This window comes from Acinetobacter sp. ANC 4654, assembly GCF_002135425.1.
Lineage (GTDB): Bacteria > Pseudomonadota > Gammaproteobacteria > Pseudomonadales > Moraxellaceae > Acinetobacter > Acinetobacter kyonggiensis.
In genome coordinates this window covers 93,086-111,078 of sequence record NZ_NEGL01000008.1, presented here as the reverse complement: position 1 = coordinate 111,078, position 17,993 = coordinate 93,086, and the positions used below count along the sequence as shown (strand labels likewise).

General features: G+C 41.5%; 16 protein-coding genes. 11 read left to right on the top strand and 5 right to left on the bottom strand.

All coding sequences use genetic code 11. The features are described from left to right. The first annotated feature begins 10 nt into the window (after positions 1-10). The 4 genes from B9T24_RS13235 (at position 11) to B9T24_RS13220 (ending at position 4,200) form a co-directional block, all read left to right on the top strand. On the top strand, positions 11-337 hold the full coding sequence (locus B9T24_RS13235; protein ID WP_004650250.1) for a proton-translocating transhydrogenase family protein: 327 nt from the start codon (positions 11-13) through the stop codon (positions 335-337). Beyond that, positions 338-1,792 carry an NAD(P)(+) transhydrogenase (Re/Si-specific) subunit beta gene (locus B9T24_RS13230; protein WP_086166204.1) on the top strand — a complete coding sequence of 485 codons (1,455 nt, stop codon included), beginning with the start codon at positions 338-340 and terminating at the stop codon, positions 1,790-1,792. A 450-nt stretch (positions 1,793-2,242) separates the two neighbouring features. Beyond that, positions 2,243-3,580, top strand: coding sequence for an ammonium transporter (locus B9T24_RS13225; RefSeq protein WP_086166203.1), 1,338 nt, complete (start codon positions 2,243-2,245; stop codon positions 3,578-3,580). 11 nt (positions 3,581-3,591) lie between these two features. Beyond that, complete coding sequence (locus tag B9T24_RS13220; protein WP_086166202.1) at positions 3,592-4,200, top strand: hypothetical protein; 609 nt, start codon at positions 3,592-3,594, stop codon at positions 4,198-4,200. A gap of 106 nt (positions 4,201-4,306) precedes the next feature. Here the strand turns inward: B9T24_RS13220 and rsfS are convergent, their stop codons facing one another. From rsfS to B9T24_RS13195, 5 genes are all read right to left on the bottom strand, one after another. Continuing rightward, positions 4,307-4,708: a ribosome silencing factor gene (gene rsfS, locus B9T24_RS13215; protein ID WP_074947409.1), complete on the bottom strand. Its 402-nt coding sequence runs from the start codon at positions 4,706-4,708 to the stop codon at positions 4,307-4,309. A gap of 77 nt (positions 4,709-4,785) precedes the next feature. Further along, positions 4,786-5,580, bottom strand: a complete 795-nt coding sequence (locus B9T24_RS13210) for a hydroxypyruvate isomerase family protein (protein WP_086166201.1) — start codon at positions 5,578-5,580, stop codon at positions 4,786-4,788. Between the two features lie 33 nt (positions 5,581-5,613). Beyond that, entirely contained in the window at positions 5,614-6,480 is an 867-nt protein-coding gene (locus B9T24_RS13205) for an NAD(P)-dependent oxidoreductase (RefSeq protein ID WP_086166200.1), read from the bottom strand. Positions 6,481-6,516: 36 nt separating this feature from the next. Continuing rightward, complete coding sequence (locus tag B9T24_RS13200; RefSeq protein ID WP_074947412.1) at positions 6,517-7,305, bottom strand: crotonase/enoyl-CoA hydratase family protein; 789 nt, start codon at positions 7,303-7,305, stop codon at positions 6,517-6,519. A 126-nt stretch (positions 7,306-7,431) separates the two neighbouring features. Next, positions 7,432-10,242, bottom strand: a complete 2,811-nt coding sequence (locus tag B9T24_RS13195; protein WP_086166199.1) for an ATP-binding protein — start codon at positions 10,240-10,242, stop codon at positions 7,432-7,434. Positions 10,243-10,395: 153 nt separating this feature from the next. Here B9T24_RS13195 and cysM point away from each other — a divergent pair, with 153 nt between their 5' ends. The 7 genes from cysM to B9T24_RS13160 all read left to right on the top strand — a co-directional run bounded on the left by cysM (position 10,396) and on the right by B9T24_RS13160 (position 17,984). Next, on the top strand, positions 10,396-11,325 hold the full coding sequence (gene cysM / locus B9T24_RS13190; protein WP_086166198.1) for a cysteine synthase CysM: 930 nt from the start codon (positions 10,396-10,398) through the stop codon (positions 11,323-11,325). A 23-nt stretch (positions 11,326-11,348) separates the two neighbouring features. Then, positions 11,349-12,170, top strand: a complete 822-nt coding sequence (locus B9T24_RS13185; protein WP_086166197.1) for a 3'-5' exonuclease — start codon at positions 11,349-11,351, stop codon at positions 12,168-12,170. Between the two features lie 6 nt (positions 12,171-12,176). Next, positions 12,177-13,580 (top strand): 23S rRNA (uracil(1939)-C(5))-methyltransferase RlmD, encoded by a 1,404-nt coding sequence (gene rlmD, locus B9T24_RS13180; RefSeq protein ID WP_086166196.1) that lies wholly within the window; start codon positions 12,177-12,179, stop codon positions 13,578-13,580. 17 nt (positions 13,581-13,597) lie between these two features. Beyond that, positions 13,598-15,904 (top strand): RelA/SpoT family protein, encoded by a 2,307-nt coding sequence (locus B9T24_RS13175; RefSeq protein ID WP_086166195.1) that lies wholly within the window; start codon positions 13,598-13,600, stop codon positions 15,902-15,904. A 391-nt stretch (positions 15,905-16,295) separates the two neighbouring features. Then, positions 16,296-16,934: a beta-ketoacyl synthase chain length factor gene (locus B9T24_RS13170; protein ID WP_086166194.1), complete on the top strand. Its 639-nt coding sequence runs from the start codon at positions 16,296-16,298 to the stop codon at positions 16,932-16,934. After that, a complete protein-coding gene (locus B9T24_RS13165) occupies positions 16,928-17,740 on the top strand; it encodes a lysophospholipid acyltransferase family protein (protein WP_086166193.1) in 813 nt (270 codons plus the stop codon). Before B9T24_RS13170 ends, B9T24_RS13165 begins: the two co-directional genes overlap by 7 nt. After that, a complete protein-coding gene (locus B9T24_RS13160) occupies positions 17,724-17,984 on the top strand; it encodes a phosphopantetheine-binding protein (RefSeq protein ID WP_086166192.1) in 261 nt (86 codons plus the stop codon). Before B9T24_RS13165 ends, B9T24_RS13160 begins: the two co-directional genes overlap by 17 nt. Positions 17,985-17,993 lie beyond the last annotated feature (9 nt).

The window sequence follows — 17,993 nt, the reverse complement described above, 5'->3', positions numbered from 1 at the left end:
GAGATAGATCATGGTTGAAACGATTACAATTTTCGTCCTTGCCATCTTCGTAGGTTACTACGTGGTTTGGGGGGTAACACCTGCTTTACATACACCATTAATGGCTGTAACCAATGCCTTGTCTTCAATTATTGTCGTTGGTGCAATGATTCAGACTGTGGGTATGCCAAGTATTGGGCTTGATGCAAATGTGGCTTTCCAAAGCATTAACGTGGTGAGCATTTTGGGTGCGGTTGCTGTGTTCTTGGCAAGTATCAATATTTTCGGTGGCTTCGCAGTAACTGCACGTATGCTGGAAATGTTTAAGCCTAAGCAAAAGAAAAAAGAGGGTTCATAAATGGAATTTATTCGAGACTATGCGGATTGGTTCTACTTAGTAGGTGCCGTTCTTTTTATCTTAACGCTGCGTGGTTTGTCAGGTCCTAAAACCGCAATTCAAGGTAACCGTTACGGTATGATCGCGATGGCGATTGCTGTAATCACCACGTTCTTTGTGGCGAATCATCCTGTCGTTTGGATGATTGTCGGTGCAATGGTCTTAGGTGGGGTTGTTGGTATTGCACGTGCGCGTACAGTTCCAATGACACAAATGCCTGAAACAGTAGCATTAATGCACTCATTGGTGGGTTTGGCTGCGGTATTGATTGCGATTGCTGCAATTTTACATAACAACCAACTCACAGCCTTGTTTGTGGAAAACGAAGCCGCTTTAACAGCAGCAGGCGTTGAACATGTACACATGAGTAAAATTCATTTATTTGAATTGTTTGTTGGTTGTTTTGTCGGTGCGATTACCTTTACAGCATCTGTATTTGCTTATGGTAAATTGGCTGCAAAAAAATGGGCGAAAACCATTTCAGGGGCATGGGTTAAACCTCTACAAGCCAGCATTTTCCTTGCTATGTTAGTCTGTGGTTTCATCTTTTTTTCAACCGGTAATATGCAAGCGTTTTGGGCAATGACTGCTCTGGCATTGGCATTGGGTTGGGTTTGGATTGCACCCGTTGGTGGTGGTGATATGCCCGTTGTGGTATCGCTATTAAACTCATTCTCTGGATGGGCGGCAGCGGGGATTGGTTTCACGCTTGAAAATAACATGTTGATTGTTGCAGGTTCACTGGTGGGTTCATCGGGTGCAATTCTGTCTTACATCATGTGTAAAGCCATGAACCGTTCAATCATCAATGTATTGTTTGGTGGTGCAATGGGTGGCACAGCAGCACCGACAGCAGCAGCAGGCGATAAAGTACAGCGTAATCACCGTTCAGGTTCTGCGGATGATGCAGGCTTCTTAATGTCGAATGCCGATAGCGTTGTAATTGTACCGGGTTATGGTATGGCACAAGGTCGTGCGCAAAATGCAGTGAAAGAACTTGCGCATATCTTGAAAGAACAAGGTGTAACGGTGCGTTTTGCCATTCACCCTGTTGCAGGTCGTATGCCAGGCCACATGAACGTATTGCTGGCTGAAGCAGATGTTGCTTATGAAGATATCTTAGAGATGGATGAAATCAACTCTGACTTCCCAGCAACAGATGTGGTACTGGTGATTGGTGCAAATGACGTGGTAAATCCTGCGGCAAAAGATGATCCAACATCGCCGATTTATGGCATGCCAATTCTTGAAGCCCACCGCGCTCGAACCATTATGGTGATCAAACGCTCAATGGCGACAGGTTATGCAGGTCTAGACAATGATTTGTTCTATAATGATAAAACCATGATGATTTTTGGTGATGCCAAGAAAGTGGTTGAAGATATGACCAAAGCAATTAATGGTTCTGGCCACTAAATTAAAGTCTCAAGTCCCTCTTTGATAAAGAGGGATTTAGGGAGATTAAAAACCACCTTCGGGTGGTTTTTTATTGTCGAAATTTTTTGGCTTAATGCTATAGATGTGAAGCAATTTTAGCTTTAATGCTTTGGGTCATACGGGGTGATAAAAATAATCAAATTTTGAGATTCTCGTTCATCTGAGAGGGCATCTCAAATTAACCATGCTTGCTGATTTTTCTACGCCATTTGGCGCAATATTGTTATGTACTCAATAAAGTGCGACATAAAGTAGCATTATCTTATTTTTTTTAATTATTGTTAAAAAAATAATGTTTTTACTTCGCCTATTTTAAATAAAGTTGCCTAAAAGAAAGCTGCTTCGAAGGATGTGATCCAACATCAATCATTGCTTTGGTTTATGGCATTGATTTTGCTATTTAGATGAATAATCTGTGGGGGATTATTCATGAAAAAAATAAAATATTTACTCTTGTTGTTATGCTGCATTGCCTTGCCAAGTTTTGCCGCAGAATCATTAGCAACTCCAGCTCAAAATATTCAAGAAATCCGCTTATCTCTCGATAGTGTCTGGGTGGTCATGGGGGGAATTCTGGTCTTTTTTATGCAGGCTGGTTTTGCATTGGTTGAAAGCGGTTCTGTGCGCAGTAAGAATACCGTTAACGTGCTGATGAAAAATTATATGGATGCATGTTTGGGTGGACTGGTCTTTTGGTTACTCGGTTTTGGGTTAATGTTTGGGGTGAATACTTCAGGTTGGATCGGGACAAGCCATTTTGCACCCAATGTGATGGATGACTGGCATTGGAATTTATTGTTTTTCCAAATGATGTTTGCAGCAACAGCAACCACTATTGCCAGCGGTGCTATGGCTGAACGCATTCACTTTGTTGCTTATGTGGTCAGTGCAGCAGTGGTGAGTGGTTTAATTTATCCGATCTTTGGAAGTTGGGCATGGGGCAGTCTTTTTGATGGTGAAGGTTGGTTAAAAGCTTTGGGTTTCATCGACTTTGCTGGTTCAACTGTGGTGCATTCAATCGGTGGTTGGGTGGCATTGGCAGGGATTATTGTCTTGGGTCCTCGTTTAGGACGTTTTGGTCGAAATGGACAAAGTCACCATTTGGCAGGACATAACCTACCGTTAGTTGCTTTAGGTGGCTTTATCCTTTGGTTTGCATGGTTTGGTTTTAATGCCGCGTCAACAGTGAATGCCAGTGTCAGTATTGGTCGAATTGCCCTAAATACCCATTTGGCTGCATGCTCTGGCGCAGTTGCTTATATGCTGTATGCGCTCATTCGTGGCAAAGCGATTCTAATGAAAACCACCATTAATGCTTCATTGGGCGGTTTGGTTGGAATTACCGCAGGCTGTGCAACCATGTCACCATTATTTGCTGTTATTACAGGCTTAACCGCGGGTTTGATTGTCAGTGTCATGCCAAGCTTAATGGAAAAATTAAAGTTGGATGATGTGGTCGATGCGGTGACTGTACATGGTTTTTGTGGGGCATGGGGAACGGTGGCGGCAGGCTTATTTTTTGAAGCAGATTTGTTTAATTCACATATTATTTCGATTCAGGTTTTAGGTGTGGTCGCTGCATTTGTTTGGGGCTTCGGCATTGCATTCGTGGTCTTTAAAGTGTTGGACAAACTTTTAGGTGGCTTGCGTGTGAGTAAACAGCATGAACAACGTGGTTTGGATTATAGCGAACATGCCGAGCTGTCTTATCCAGAATTTCAGCGTGATGTGACTTTTGAAACGGACGATATGACCAAACGCCACTAAGGAGTTGAGCAATGCCGAATGAATTACTCAGTGTGATACAAAAGAAACAAGCGATTGAACGTGGTCTCAGTGACTATATGAATGCTACGGTATTGGAGCGCGTACTGAATTACTGGGAGCAAGAATATGGAGATCAGCCTTCTTTTGTGCTCAATCGCTTTTTAAGTGAAATTTGTAATACCGATGAATTGCGTTTTTATCGCAAAGAGATGCTAAGAAAAGTGCTGTCTGAAATGTCGGCTGTGGAGAAGCAGGTTTTATTAGAAATCAAACCGAAACTAGAGCCAGAAGAACTTATTTCAATAGAGATTGCCGATGCGTTCTTTAGCTTGGTTGATGCAGTAATGTTAACTGTTACAGCAACGGATTTGAATGACTTTAATGATGAAGTTAAACAACAGCTACAAGACATGGGCTTAGCGATTGAGACATCGGTAAAAATTAATACTGCTGCTTTTATCGAGGTTTTACCACTGACCCTTTATGCCCAAGTGATTACCATCATATATGAATGTTATTGTGAGTTTTATGGGCCAGCCAAGGCAGATCAAGTCTATGCAAGGGCAAAAATGGAGATTAAAACCAAATATCCTGATGTTGATTTACATCAATTATTATAGTTGTAATGGATCATATTGCTGCTGTGATTGAGTTTGTTGGTCAGCACTCCATGCTAAAACAAAAGTCCTAAGATGAAAAAAGCGACCTTAAGGTCGCTTTTTTTCTTTACGCTATCGATTCAGGAGTGGCACGCCATAAGCTTTCAAGGTCGTAAAATTTACGTGCCGCTGGAAGCATAACGTGGACAACCACAAAACCAAGGTCGATTAAGATCCATTCTGCATCACGTTCACCTTCAACACCAAGAGGGCGAAAACCTGCTTTACGTGCTTCTTCAGCAACATTATTTGCAAGGGCTTTAATGTGACGCGTTGATGTGCCGCTAGCAATCACCATGGCATCTGCCACATTACTAATTGCGCTTACATCAATTTCAAGAATATCTTTTGCTTTTACATCTAATAGGGCTTCATGTACAACTTTTAAGCAAGCTTGTACATCTTGAGCTTGAGAATTCATTGCGATATCGAGAGAATTAGAAGCGCTGGGCGATGGTTCTAAATTCATAAAGGGTTTTATTTCCAGACAATAACTCATCGTGTAATATAGCGGTTTTAGTGCCGTATTTCAATTCTGTTCATAATTTAACTTTGCGGATGTTTTGCAAAATATTTATCTTTCCATGCAAAGGAATGGCTGGAATGGGCTTGTGGTCTATATTCGGCTGCAATATAGCCGCTGTATGCACTTTGATTGAGCCATTGAAAAATTTCTGCAAAATGTATTTGTGCGCTATCGGGTTCATGCCGTCCGGGGCAGTCGGCAAATTGAATATGCCCAATATCGTGAATATTTTCTTTTAAGGCTTCCAGTACATCTTCACCCATCATTGCCATATGGTAACAGTCATATTGCATTTTAAGGGCAGGGTGTTGCACAGCTTCTAACATTTCTTGTGCTTGAGCAATATTTTGCACTAAAAAGCGTGGCATATCGGTGCTATTAATCATTTCAAAAACAGGTTGAAGATGATGATCGGATAGCATATGACAGGCAAGTTTAAGATTGCTCGATAAAGTATTTAAACAAGGCAGTAAGTCTGAGTCGAGGGGTTGTTTACCCGCTAAAATATTGATACTAGGCACATTCAGCGCAGTGGCGTATTGAATGGCTTGTTCTAAACCACGGTGAAACTCCAGTTCCATCCCCGGGACACCAGCTAAACCATTGCCACCTTGCATTAAGTCACCAGCAGGTACATTAATCAGGCAAAGAGTCAGGTCATGCATGGTGAGTTGACTTTGAATTTGTTCGATGCTGAGTTCATAGGGAAATTGAATTTCAACATGCTTAAAACCCTGTGCCTGAGCCAGAGCAAAGCGCTCAATTAAGGGTACTTCGGTAAAAATCATCGATAGATTGACAGCCAACTTAATCATGCCTTTACTCCTTGTCGGTTAAAAGTGAGCTGCTTAAGATTCAACCAGTTGAATCACTGTTGCAAGATCAGCTTCAGCATAGCCTTTATTTTGATGGCTTTGCAATTGTGATAGTGCTTGTTTTGCAACGGGAATATTTAAATGGAATTGTTCTGCCAGCTGAACGGCATTATTTAAGTCTTTGGACAGGGTTTGCACTTTCCATTGCACGGGTTCAAAAGTATGGGTCGCCATACGCGGGGTTAAAATTTGAAACGGTTTTGAGTCGGCAAATCCACCTGCCAATGCTGGAGCCAGTAAAGTGGTATCTACGCCGGCTTGAGCAGCTAAAGCAACCGCTTCAGCAATTAAGGTGCTGTTTGCAGCCACAATCAGTTGATTGCATATTTTGGTGGCTTGTCCAGTGCCTGTTTCACCCATTCGGGTGACGCGTTGTGAAAGCACGTTATAAATCAGCGATAAATCCTGAATGGTTTGTAGATCACCCCCAGCAAAAATCACCAGTGTGCCTTGTTCAGCACCCGCCGTCCCACCCGAGACAGGGGAGTCAATCCACTGCACTTGATGTAGTTGCGCTTGCCCTGCCAAGGCTTTGGTTTGATCGACCGATAAACTAGAGAAATCCACAATCACTTGCTCAGCACATAATTGCGCTTGAATTTGATCATAAACAGATTGCACCGCCGCATCATCAGCCAAACAGGTCAAAATAACTGGATATTGCCCAATATCTTGCAGCTCTAATGCCGTGGCACCCATATCAATCAGAACGTCACATGCGGCTGCCGTTCGATTCCACACCGCCACGGTAAAACCCGCTTGAATGAGTCGAGTTGCCATTCGGCTACCCATGAGCCCCATACCTAAAAATGCAATTTTTGTATTACGATCAAAACTCATGTGTTTTTCTCTGCACAATGTTGTTATTTCAATGGTTTACTTATATTGGCGCGGTAAAAATTGAACTTCGGGGTTCTTGTCTTTTTTACGCGCTAATTTACTATTTTTACCTAAAAGTAATTTCAGTTGCCAGATTTTTTCGAGGCGTAAAGATTTTTTCGGTTCATGTTCCATGGCATCAAGGACGCGTTTAGCTGCGGTTAAGGCATCAGGAGAGCGTTGTAACATTTCTTCTGCAATGGCTTGGGCTTTGCTGATTGGCGATTCGTCTAAATGGGTCACCAAACCAATTTCTTTGGCATACGTGGCATTGAAAATTCGACCTGTTAAAGTCAGTTCTTTCGCAAGATCGACACTAATAATACCTTTAATTGAACGCGTCAGTCCCATGTCTGGAACTAATCCCCAACGACTTTCCATAATTGACATTTGGGTATCAGGATGGGCAATGCGAATATCCGCAGCCAGTGCCAATTGCATGCCTGCACCCAGACAATACCCTTCCAGTGCCGCAATCACAGGAACAGGTAGTTCTTGCCAAATAAGGAAGGCTTTTTGAAATAGGCTTTGTCCCGGTTTAATCAGTTCCCATGCTGCATAGGCGGTATTTTTCGGGGCATTTAAATCGGCAAGGTCAATTCCAGCACTAAAGACATGGGCTTCACCCGTTAAAATCACGCAGCGAATCGAACGGTCTTTTTTAATTTGATTGGCTGCATTGACCAATTCGCGTAGCAAAGCAAAGCTCATGGCATTGCGTTTTTCTGGACGGTTTAAAGATACGGTTGCGATGCCATTGTTTTTTTCTATGCGAAGTAACGCCATGAGATAGACCTCTATTTTTTAGATTGTTTTGAGCATAACACGGTCATTTCTCTGATACATGTCATGATACATGACAGTCGAGTCACATCTAAATCTAGACGCTACTGCCACGATTTGCATCAGACCCTAGAGATTTGTTTTGTTTAAAATTTGCTGCGCTGCCTGTTCGACCAGTTGAATAACGGACTGTAATTCATCCAAGCGTTTTAGCGTCTCTTGAATAAAGCTGTCATCGGCTTTACGCCGTTCTTTGCGTAAAGAAGAAATAAACTGTTCAAATCCACCTGTAACCTCTTGTAGGTTTTGCACACCGACATAGCGTGTTGCACCATATAAACGATGCAGGACATGTTCGAGTTGCGGAAAATCTTCCAGTTCAATCAATTGTTGTATTTCATTGATTTCCGTTGGAAAACTATCGACCAACATTTTTAGTAAATCAATCGCCAAATCTTCTTTGTTGGCAGCCAGTTGCAAACATTGTTGCCAATCTAAAATATGCGGATCGAGTGCTTCAATCAGGATGGCTTTATCGGCAATTTTGGCTTTTTTAAAGCTTTCTGACGTCCAATGGGTCAAAATTTGAATAATTTGTTCCATTTGAATCGGTTTGGTGACGTAATCATCCATACCGACCTGTAACAGTTTTTGTTTTTCATCTGCCAGTGCATGTGCCGTCAATGCAATAATCGGCAGGCGTTTATGGTTTTCTAACGTCGATTCTAGTGAGCGGATCGCACGTGTGGTATCAATACCGGACATCACAGGCATTTGAATATCCATGAACACCACATCAAATGCAGCCAAGCCTTTTTCAATTCGCTTTTGAATAATTTCAAGCGCTTCTTGACCACTTAATGCTTTGGTAGTTTTGACATTCAGTTCACCCAATAGCGCTTCTAAAACAATTAAATTCGGTAAATGATCATCTACCGCAAGAATATGTAAGCCTTGTCCATTAAATTCTTCATGGATATCGTGCTCAAAAATAGGTTGATTGCTGAGCAGTTGAATTAATGCGCTGCGACTGAGCGGTTGATACATTGGTCGCGCCCGATATTCGCTTAACATATTGGGATCGAGTGCCATTTGATAACCGTAGACGGCAATGTTGCCAGAATAGCGATTTCGAATTTCTTTTAATAATGCTTCGCCATCACCACTATGATCGACAATCAGCCAAGTGTTTTCATCACTTTCCGAGAATCGTTTCAGTTGACTAAATAAATCTAGAATCGAGCTGGTTTCGACATGATGGACACCATAATTTTCCAGATAATGCCGTAAAATATTTGCCGTTGCAGGATGTGCTAAATACGATACCACCTGCATTTTATTAAAGTTTGGATGCTCAATTTCAATCTCGTCATCTACAGCAAACCGAGCGGTAAACCAGAAGGTTGAGCCTTTTTCAGTGGGTGCGCGTTCTTGGTTATCTTCAAAACCAATTTGACCTTGCATTAAATGCACTAACTGCTTGGAAATGGCTAAACCTAGACCTGTACCACCAAATTGGCGGGTGACTGAAGCATCGCCTTGCGAGAAAGATTCAAACAGTTTTTTACGGTCAGTACCACTTAAACCAATCCCGCTGTCTTGTACGCTAAAGTGTAATAAACAGTGACCAATATCATCATGTTCCATGCGTGCACGGACAATAATTTCACCGTCTGGGGTGAACTTAATGGCATTGGAAATGAGGTTGGTCAGAATTTGTTTGAAGCGTAGTGCATCACCCACCATTTGGGTCGGTATATTGTCGGCATAATAAAAGGCCATATCGATATGCTTTTGTGCAGCCAATGGCGAGAGCATATCCATCACATCAAAAATGGCTTCTTCTAGGTCAAATGGTGCGGTTTCTAATTCTAATTTACCGGCATCAATTTTCGAGAAATCGAGCACATCATTAATCAGTGCCAAAAGATGGGCAGATGATTTACGAATGGTCTGTAAATATAAATTTTGTTCATTGCTTAAATTGCCTTGGCGCAGCAACAAATGAATAAAGCCATCAATACTATTTAATGGGGTGCGTAATTCATGACTGATATTGGCTAAGAAGACCGATTTAGACTGATTTGCTGAAATGGCTTGGTCACGTGCTTGACGATAGGTAATATTTTGCACTTCTAAGGTGTCTAAAGTACGGCGTAAATCATCTTCAGTCTGTTCGGTATGTTCTTTCAATTCTAAAAAACTAAAATGCAGGCGCTTGACTACATTGGCAATATCACGCTGGAGTAAACGTAATTCACCGGTACTGTTAATGACCATGTGCTGGTCTAGTGTGTCGGCATTTAAGCGTTGTAATTGCATACGAATTTCATACATCGGTGCAATCCAGCGCCGTGAATAAAAATTCAAACATAATAACAGCAGCAATAAAGTCAGTAGACCAGTCGCCACCAATACAATCATGACACGATAGCGTGCAATTTCGAGTGGCTGGTTGTCGAGTTCAATCACCAGTTGTGCAGATGAGGGTGTGTTTTCATTAATATTGAGTGCGTAAATATTATTTTTATTATAAGAAATAGGGCCAACAAAAGAGGCTTTGGAGTGAATTGCAGGCCAAGGGTCTTGGTCTTGAAAACCAATGCTTAAACGGTTTCGACCTTTAGGATCAATAATCGCGGCACGAATGACATGTTTTTCATTTAACATACTTTGCATGGCGTTACGCGCTTGATCATATTGCCAAGGATAACGATTGAGTAAGTCGAGTGCAGCTTCAGCTGTGGGTTGGTAGCGCGTCATAATGGCAATTGCCATTTGTTTTTGCTGCGCACGTGATGCGTTTGACGTTTCGGATAAAACCAACAATGCACCAACACATGCCAAAATCGTAATTGGCACAAAAATCAGTGCAATTAATTGTCCATAAGCATGATTTAAGTGTAGACGCTTAAATAACTTTTTATTGATATTTGACATGGTTAAAGCAGTTTATTTCCTATGCACGGCAGTTTAGCATGCTTTATTTGAAACTGATTGCGCTTTAATCACTTTCAATAAAAAGCCTGTTAAATGGGTGCAGCGCCTAGCATTTTTTCATACAATAGGCGCACCTCGATCTAGGTGCAAATAATGAGTAATATCTCCCCTGATTTTCAAGCAGACGAATTTTTGTTAGATCACTATGTAGGAAAAACTCCTTTAGTGCGTTTACAGCGTCTCGCAAGTCACACTCAAGCAACAGTACTGGCAAAACTTGAAGGCAATAATCCGGCAGGTTCGGTCAAAGACCGTCCTGCATATAATATGATTATGCAAGCTGAAAAGCGTGGTCAAATCAAGCCAGGTGATACGTTAATTGAGGCGACAAGCGGAAATACAGGGATTGCCTTAGCCATGGTTGCCGCAATGCGTGGCTACAAAATGACCTTGATCATGCCTAATAATATGAGCCAAGAACGTAAAGATGCAATGCGGGCTTATGGTGCTGAACTGATTGAAGTCACCAAAGAACAAGGCATGGAAGGCGCACGTGATCTTGCCTTGCAGATGGAAAAAGAAGGCACAGGTTTGGTGCTGAACCAATTTGGTAATCCTGATAATGTTGAAGCGCACTATTTAACCACTGGCCCTGAAATTTGGCAGCAAACGGGTGGGAAAATCACACACTTTGTCAGTTCAATGGGCACGACGGGCACCATTATGGGTGTTTCTAAATACTTAAAAGAAATGAACCCTGAGATTCAAATTGTTGGTTTGCAACCCTCAGATGGTTCAAGTATTGCGGGTATTCGTCGTTGGCCAGAAGAATATTTACCTACCATTTTTGATCGTCGTCGTGTTGACCGCATTATGGATATTCCACAAATTGAAGCGGAAAAAACCATGCGTAAACTGGCACAAAAAGAAGGCATTAGTGCGGGTACGTCATCTGGTGGCGCAGTTTGGGCGTCTATTCAATTGGCGCAAGAAAATCCTGAAGCGGTTATTGTCTGTATCATTTGCGATCGTGGCGATCGTTACCTTTCTACAGGTTTATTCTCAGTTCAAGACCCTGAATAAATCTGCAATTTTGTGAGTTTTACATGCGCTTACCTGTTTTAATTTTCGATATAGAAACCTTGACCGATTTAAAGTCGGGGGCGCATTTGTATGGTTTAGATTTGCCAGATGCAGATTTAGAACAGGCCTTAATTAAATTACGTCGTCAAGAATCGGGCATGGATTTTCAACGCCTTGCTTTGCATGAAATTGTGTGTATTTCTGGCTTATGGTTAGATGAACAGGGTGGCATGAAAATGTTCTCGTTTAGTCGAGAACAGCATAGTGAAGCGGAAATTTTAACCAAATTCCTCTCCATTTTTGATAAGCGCAATCCAACCCTAGTCAGTTGGAATGGTTCACAATTTGATTTGCCTGTGATTCTTTTTCGCGCCATGTATCATGGTTTGTCTGCACCAAGTTTATTCGATCAAGGCGAAATTGATCAGCAAAAGCGCTATAATAACTATCAGAACCGTTATCACCATCGTCATGTCGATTTAATGGATGTGATGGCGATGTTTAATGGTCGGAATTTTCAAAAACTGGATGATATCGCACATTTACTGGGTTATCCCGGTAAACGCGGTGATGGTGCTTATCATGTACCCGAGTATGTACGTCAGCAAGAATGGCAAAAACTGACTGCATATTGCGAAGGGGATGTACTCAATACATGGTTGGTTTATTTGCGTTGGTCGTTATTAAAAGGTCAGCTGTTAATCAATGATTATCGTGATGTTATTCAGCGCACCATTCAATTTTTATCCACTCAACCGCAACATCGCGATTTTTTAGCAGTATGGCGTGAAACTTCACAGCGTACTGAATTTACATCGATTGACTTTCTCTCTCCCACACTCTAGGTATTCATGAAACATAGAACCAAGCCCCGTCCAGCTCAACAGCCAATTTATACTTTTCAGGTTGAGTCACTTTCACATGAAGGACGGGGGATAGCACACTATGGATCACACCCTGATCATCCAAGTGAGAAGCAAGGCAAAAAAGTATTTATTCGTTATGCCTTGCCGGGGGAAACCGTTAGCGCGCAAATTACCCATGTGGCTAAACGTTTAGAAGAAGCGGATAGCATTGCGTTATTAAGTGAGCCCGCTGCAATACGTATTGAGCCGAAATGTCCACATTTTACCGTGTGTGGTGGCTGTAATATGCAGCACATTCAGTTAGATGAACAAATTCGGCTCAAGCAAGAGGTTTTAAAATCGCATTTAGAGCATTTTGCTGGCATCCAGCCTGAGCAATGGCTCCCTGCTTTACGTTCAAGCCGTGAAGATTACCGCCGTAAAGCCCGTATAGGGGTGCGCTATCTTCCACAGAAAGACAAATTGGTGGTGGGATTCCGTGAGAACCAAAGCAATAAATTGATTTCGATTGACCGTTGTCTGGTGTTGGATCGTGAATTTGGTTCCATCACTGCATTGAAACAGTTACTCCAAAGTCTAAAAGCCAAAGCAGCCATTGGTCATATAGAATTGGCCATGGGCGATGATGAAATTGCATTGCTGGTTCGTCATACTGAAAAATTATCACAACAGGATGTCAACCAATTAAAACAATTTGCGTTAAACAAACAGTGGCAGTTGTATTTGCAACCTGAAGGTGCAGAGAGTTTGCATCGTGTGGATGATCCAACGGCTGCAATGCGTTTGCATTATGCTTTAGATGATTTTGACCTCAAGTTTGGCTTTAGTCCGCTTGATTTTACTCAAGTCAATTCGACGATTAATCCACAGATGGTGAAGCTGGCATGTGATTTGCTTCAATTGAAGCAAGGCGAGCGCGTTCTAGATTTATTTTGTGGTCTAGGTAACTTCACTTTGCCGCTTGCGCGTTGTGTGGGAGAAACTGGACAAGTGGTGGGTGTTGAAGGAAGTGAAGAAATGGTCCGCCGTGCTGCGGAAAATGCTGAAATTAACGGTATAATTCACGCTCATTTTTATTCACAAGATTTAACAAAAGATTTTTCGCATCATTCTTGGGCAAATCAAGGATTTGATGCATTATTGATTGACCCTCCGCGTGCGGGTGCTGAGGAAGTCATGCATTATGTACCTAAATTTGGTGCAAAGAAAATCGTTTATGTGTCATGTAATCCTGCAACATTGGCACGTGATGCGGGTGTGTTGGTACAACATGGCTATCGATTAAAAAAGGCTGGGGTAATGGATATGTTTACCCATACGGGACATGTTGAGTCTATTGCCTTATTCGAAAAATACAATGAAATAAACGATTTAGAATATGATAAGTAAAGAGGTAGGAGAAGGGTATGGTCACAGTACGTGAACAACTTCCTGGGCGACTCAATGAGTTGTCAGAGGAAGCGACTGTAGAACATGCCGAACAAGCTCGACATGATTTAACTGAATGGCTGAATCGTGTTCGTGGCATCTTAGATGGCGCAACGCTTGAACAACTCGAAGAAGTTGCTCATTTAACTTTACATAAAGAGCTGCAAGCCACGGTTAATCATCGTTCCAATACCTTTTATACCGGTATTGAAATGGCTGATATTTTGGCACATTTACATGTTGATGAAGACACCTTATCTGCGGCGATGTTGTATCGGAGTGTTCGTGAAGGCGTGATGACGCTTGAAGAAATTCGTGAACATTTTGGAGAGCAAGTCCATAGTCTAGTCCAAGGGACATTGGCTATGGGGAAACTTTCAGAACTCATTGAAAAGAACAAACGTCTAGAAGATCATTTTAATAACAATCAGCGCGAACATTTAAGCGGCATTTATAAAATGCTGATTTCTGTGACCGAAGATGTTCGTGTCGTACTCATTAAGCTAGCAGAGCGTACCTATGCTTTACGGGAACTGGCCAACTCTTCTAAAGAACGTCAAGAGCGTGTAGCTCGCGAAATTCTGACGATTTATTCACCTCTGGCACATCGCCTAGGCATTGCTCAGCTGAAGTGGGAACTTGAAGATTTAGCATTTCGTTATTTAGCGCCAGAACGCTATAAAGAAATTGCCTCGTTACTGAATGAAAAACGTTTAGAGCGCGAGCAATATATTCAATTTGTCATTGATAAACTGAAAAAAGAACTGGCTGTCTATGATATAGAAGCGGAGATCACTGGACGGGTTAAACACATTTATTCGATTTATCGAAAAATGAAAAGTAAAGACCTGAGTTTTGACCAGTTGTATGACATTCGTGCTGTACGTGTCTTGGTCAAAAGTGTGCCTGAGTGTTATCACTCACTGGGTATTGTGCATCAAATTTGGCGACATATTCCGCATCAGTTTGATGATTACATTACCAATCCGAAAGCCAATGGTTATCGTTCTTTACATACCGCTGTCATTGCAGAAAATAAATCGCTGGAAGTGCAAATTCGTACCAAGGCCATGCATGAAGAAGCTGAACTTGGGGTGTGTTCGCATTTCAATTATAAGGAAGGCGGTAAGAACACCGATCATTCCTTTAATCACCGATTACATTCTTTACGCGCAGTCTTAGAGCATTATCAAGAACGTAATGATGCCAGTGCGCATAAATCGGGTGAAGATGCGGAAAACTTTGAACAAATTCAAGACTTTGAAGGGTTTGAGAAGATTTATGTGTTTAGCCGTGATGGTGATATTAAAGAATTGCCACGCGGTTCAACGGTTTTAGATTTTGCCTATCATGTGCATACAGAAGTGGGTAATAAATGTTATGCCGCGCGTGTCAATCAGCGCTATGTACCATTAACCTACACGCTAAAAACTGGTGAACAAGTTGAAATTTTAACCAAAAAAGATCGTGATCCGAATCGTGATTGGTTAGTAAATTCACTGGGTTATATTAAGACTTCGCGTGCGCGGGATAAATTGCGTCATTGGTTTAGACAGCAAGATCGCAGTAAAAACTTGGAAGTTGGCCGTGAAATTCTAAATAAAGAACTTTTACGTTTGGCGATTCATCCCAAAAGTATTGATTTAAGTGATTATTGTAATCATTTTAATGTCAAATTGGGTGAAGATATTCTGATTGGTTTGGTCAATGGCGACATTAGTTTGCATTCCTTGATCAATCAGGTCAATCGTCATATGCATTTGGGGCAGGATGAACCTGAACTGGTGCTAAAGCCGACCTTGAATCCACGTGCCAGTCATACACTTTCTGCGCATGGCATTCTGATTGATGGTTTGGATAATGTGGAACTTCATATTGCTCAATGCTGTCAACCTGTGCATGGTGAATCGATTGGTGGATATATCACGCTTAATCGTGGGGTGAGTATTCATAAAGTGGTCTGTCCAGACTATAGCCGGATGATTACGCAAGAACCTGAACGTGCGGTAGAAGCCGATTGGGAAATGCAACCGACGCGTGGTCAAAGTGTGCAAATTGTGGTGGAAGCGTATGATCGCCGTGGTTTGTTAAAAGATTTAACCCAAGTCATTTTTTCTGATCAAATTAATATTCGTCAGGTCAATACTATTTCAGAATCAGATGGTATTGCCAATATGAAATTATTGATTGAGGTAAAAGGTTTAGCACAATTATCACGTTTGTTGGCACGTTTGGAGCAACAACCAGGGATTATTAGTGCACGTCGTTTGGTACAAGGTAATTAATCAGCCAAATTTTTAAGCAATGATAGTTGAAAAACCAGCAACAAATGTTGCTGGTTTTTTTATGAATGATTATTTTATGGACTAAAAATAATAGGGTCTGTTGATATTTTTTGCCGCTACTGCGTTATCTTGCGCAGCTTTAGTCACTGCTCATCATTTAGAATGACTAAATTTCGCAAAACATGCCTTGTACCGTCTAAAAATGTCCTCTGTCGCAAGCATCTGTGAAATATCAACAGACCCTAAATATAGAATTAAATCAAAATGATAAATATATGTAATTCAATGAGTACAAGATACTTTTTGTGTAATTTTTATGACAGGTGCTATAATCCCGCGAATAAAATAGCCTTGAGCTAAAAATATTCTTAGGGTACGGAAAATTTCGGTAATGATTCAAATAAATATATCTCAACTGTATATCAGTCGTGCCGATGAAACTGTTCCTGCCTTAGAAAAAATCCCTGCAATGCAGCGTAGACGATTATCTGGTATTGCAAAATTGGCAATCAATAGCGCCATTCGCTCGCTGAATGCTGAATCAGTGGATTATATTGTCTGGGCTTCGCAATATGGTGATGAACATAAAACGCTGAAAATTTTAGCCGATGTACTGCAAGATCAAACGCCATCACCCACCCAATTTTCGACCTCTGTCCACAATGCCGTTGCTGGGCTGTATTCAATTTTATGTCAGGATTCCACACCGTCGACCAGTTTGGCCGCGTCGTGGAGTGAAGCACTGATTGAAGCCTATGCCTGGTTAAAAACCACAAAACAACTCCATTCACGGGTGTTGGTGGTGTATTACGATGAAGCACTACCTGCGCTTTATCAGGAATTTCAGCCTTTTGGTGGTTTTGCCATGTCTGCGTTGATCAGCCTTGATGCTCCCAATCTACAATTCGATTTGCATGCTTTGGCACAGCATCGACATCAATATGTGGATGCACAAAATTTTTATGATTTCTGGCAGCAATCTCAGCAGAACCCAGATGACTCCCATATGCAGGCGTGGCAAAAATGTTAAAGCTGGATCAAATTAAACAAAAAGCCAATTATCTATGGCGTGTCGGTGCGACAGGATTTAGTTTTGCCAGTTTTGGCATCGGTGGTGTTGCCATCGGTGGTTTGGTTGCACCTTTGGTAAATTTATCGACACAAAATCAAAGCTTACGTCAGCAGCGTACACAAAATGTGATTCGCTATAGTTTCAAAGGTTTTACTGAAATGATGGTAAAGCTTGGAATTATGACCTATGACATTGAAGGTCTAGAAAAATTACAGCACAGTAGACAGGAACTGATTATTGCCAATCATCCAACATTGGTGGATGTGGTGATCTTGATTGGTTTAATGGAACAAGCAAATTGTGTGGTCAAGCAAGCATTATGGGCCAATCCATTTACCAAAGGGCCAGTGCAAAATGCAGGTTATATTTTAAATGCAGGTTCTGAACAATTTATTCAGGACTGTGTGGACAAACTAAAGTTAGATCAAGCAGCATCTTTGCTGATTTTTCCTGAAGGCACCCGAACTGCAAAAGGCGAGTTGTTGAATGAATTTCAACGTGGCGCGGCGAATATTGCCATTCGTGCTCATGTACCGATTCGTCCAGTATTGCTGACCTGTACGCCTTCAACTTTAACTAAAAATGAAAAGTGGTATCACATTCCTTCACAGCCCTTTCATATTCATGTGAAAGTACTGGATGCCATTCAAGTCGATGATATTTTAGAGGATGCCACGGTCAGTCCGAAAAATGTGCGTCATTTAAATCATCAATTACACCAATTTTTTAACCAAGAGTTATCTAAAAATGAGCAATCTTGCTGATGAATTAAAGCAAATGATTATTGATGTTTTGGCCTTAGAAGACATCAGCAGAGATGATATTGAAACGGAAGCAGCCTTATTTGGTGATGGCTTAGGTCTAGATTCAATTGATGCTTTGGAACTTGGTTTGGCCTTGAAAAAGCGTTACAACATTCATTTGAATGCTGAATCGGCAGAAACCAAACAATATTTTAAATCAATTCAAAGTCTAGTGGCTTTGGTTGAAGCACAGAAAACGGCATAAGAGGTTGTG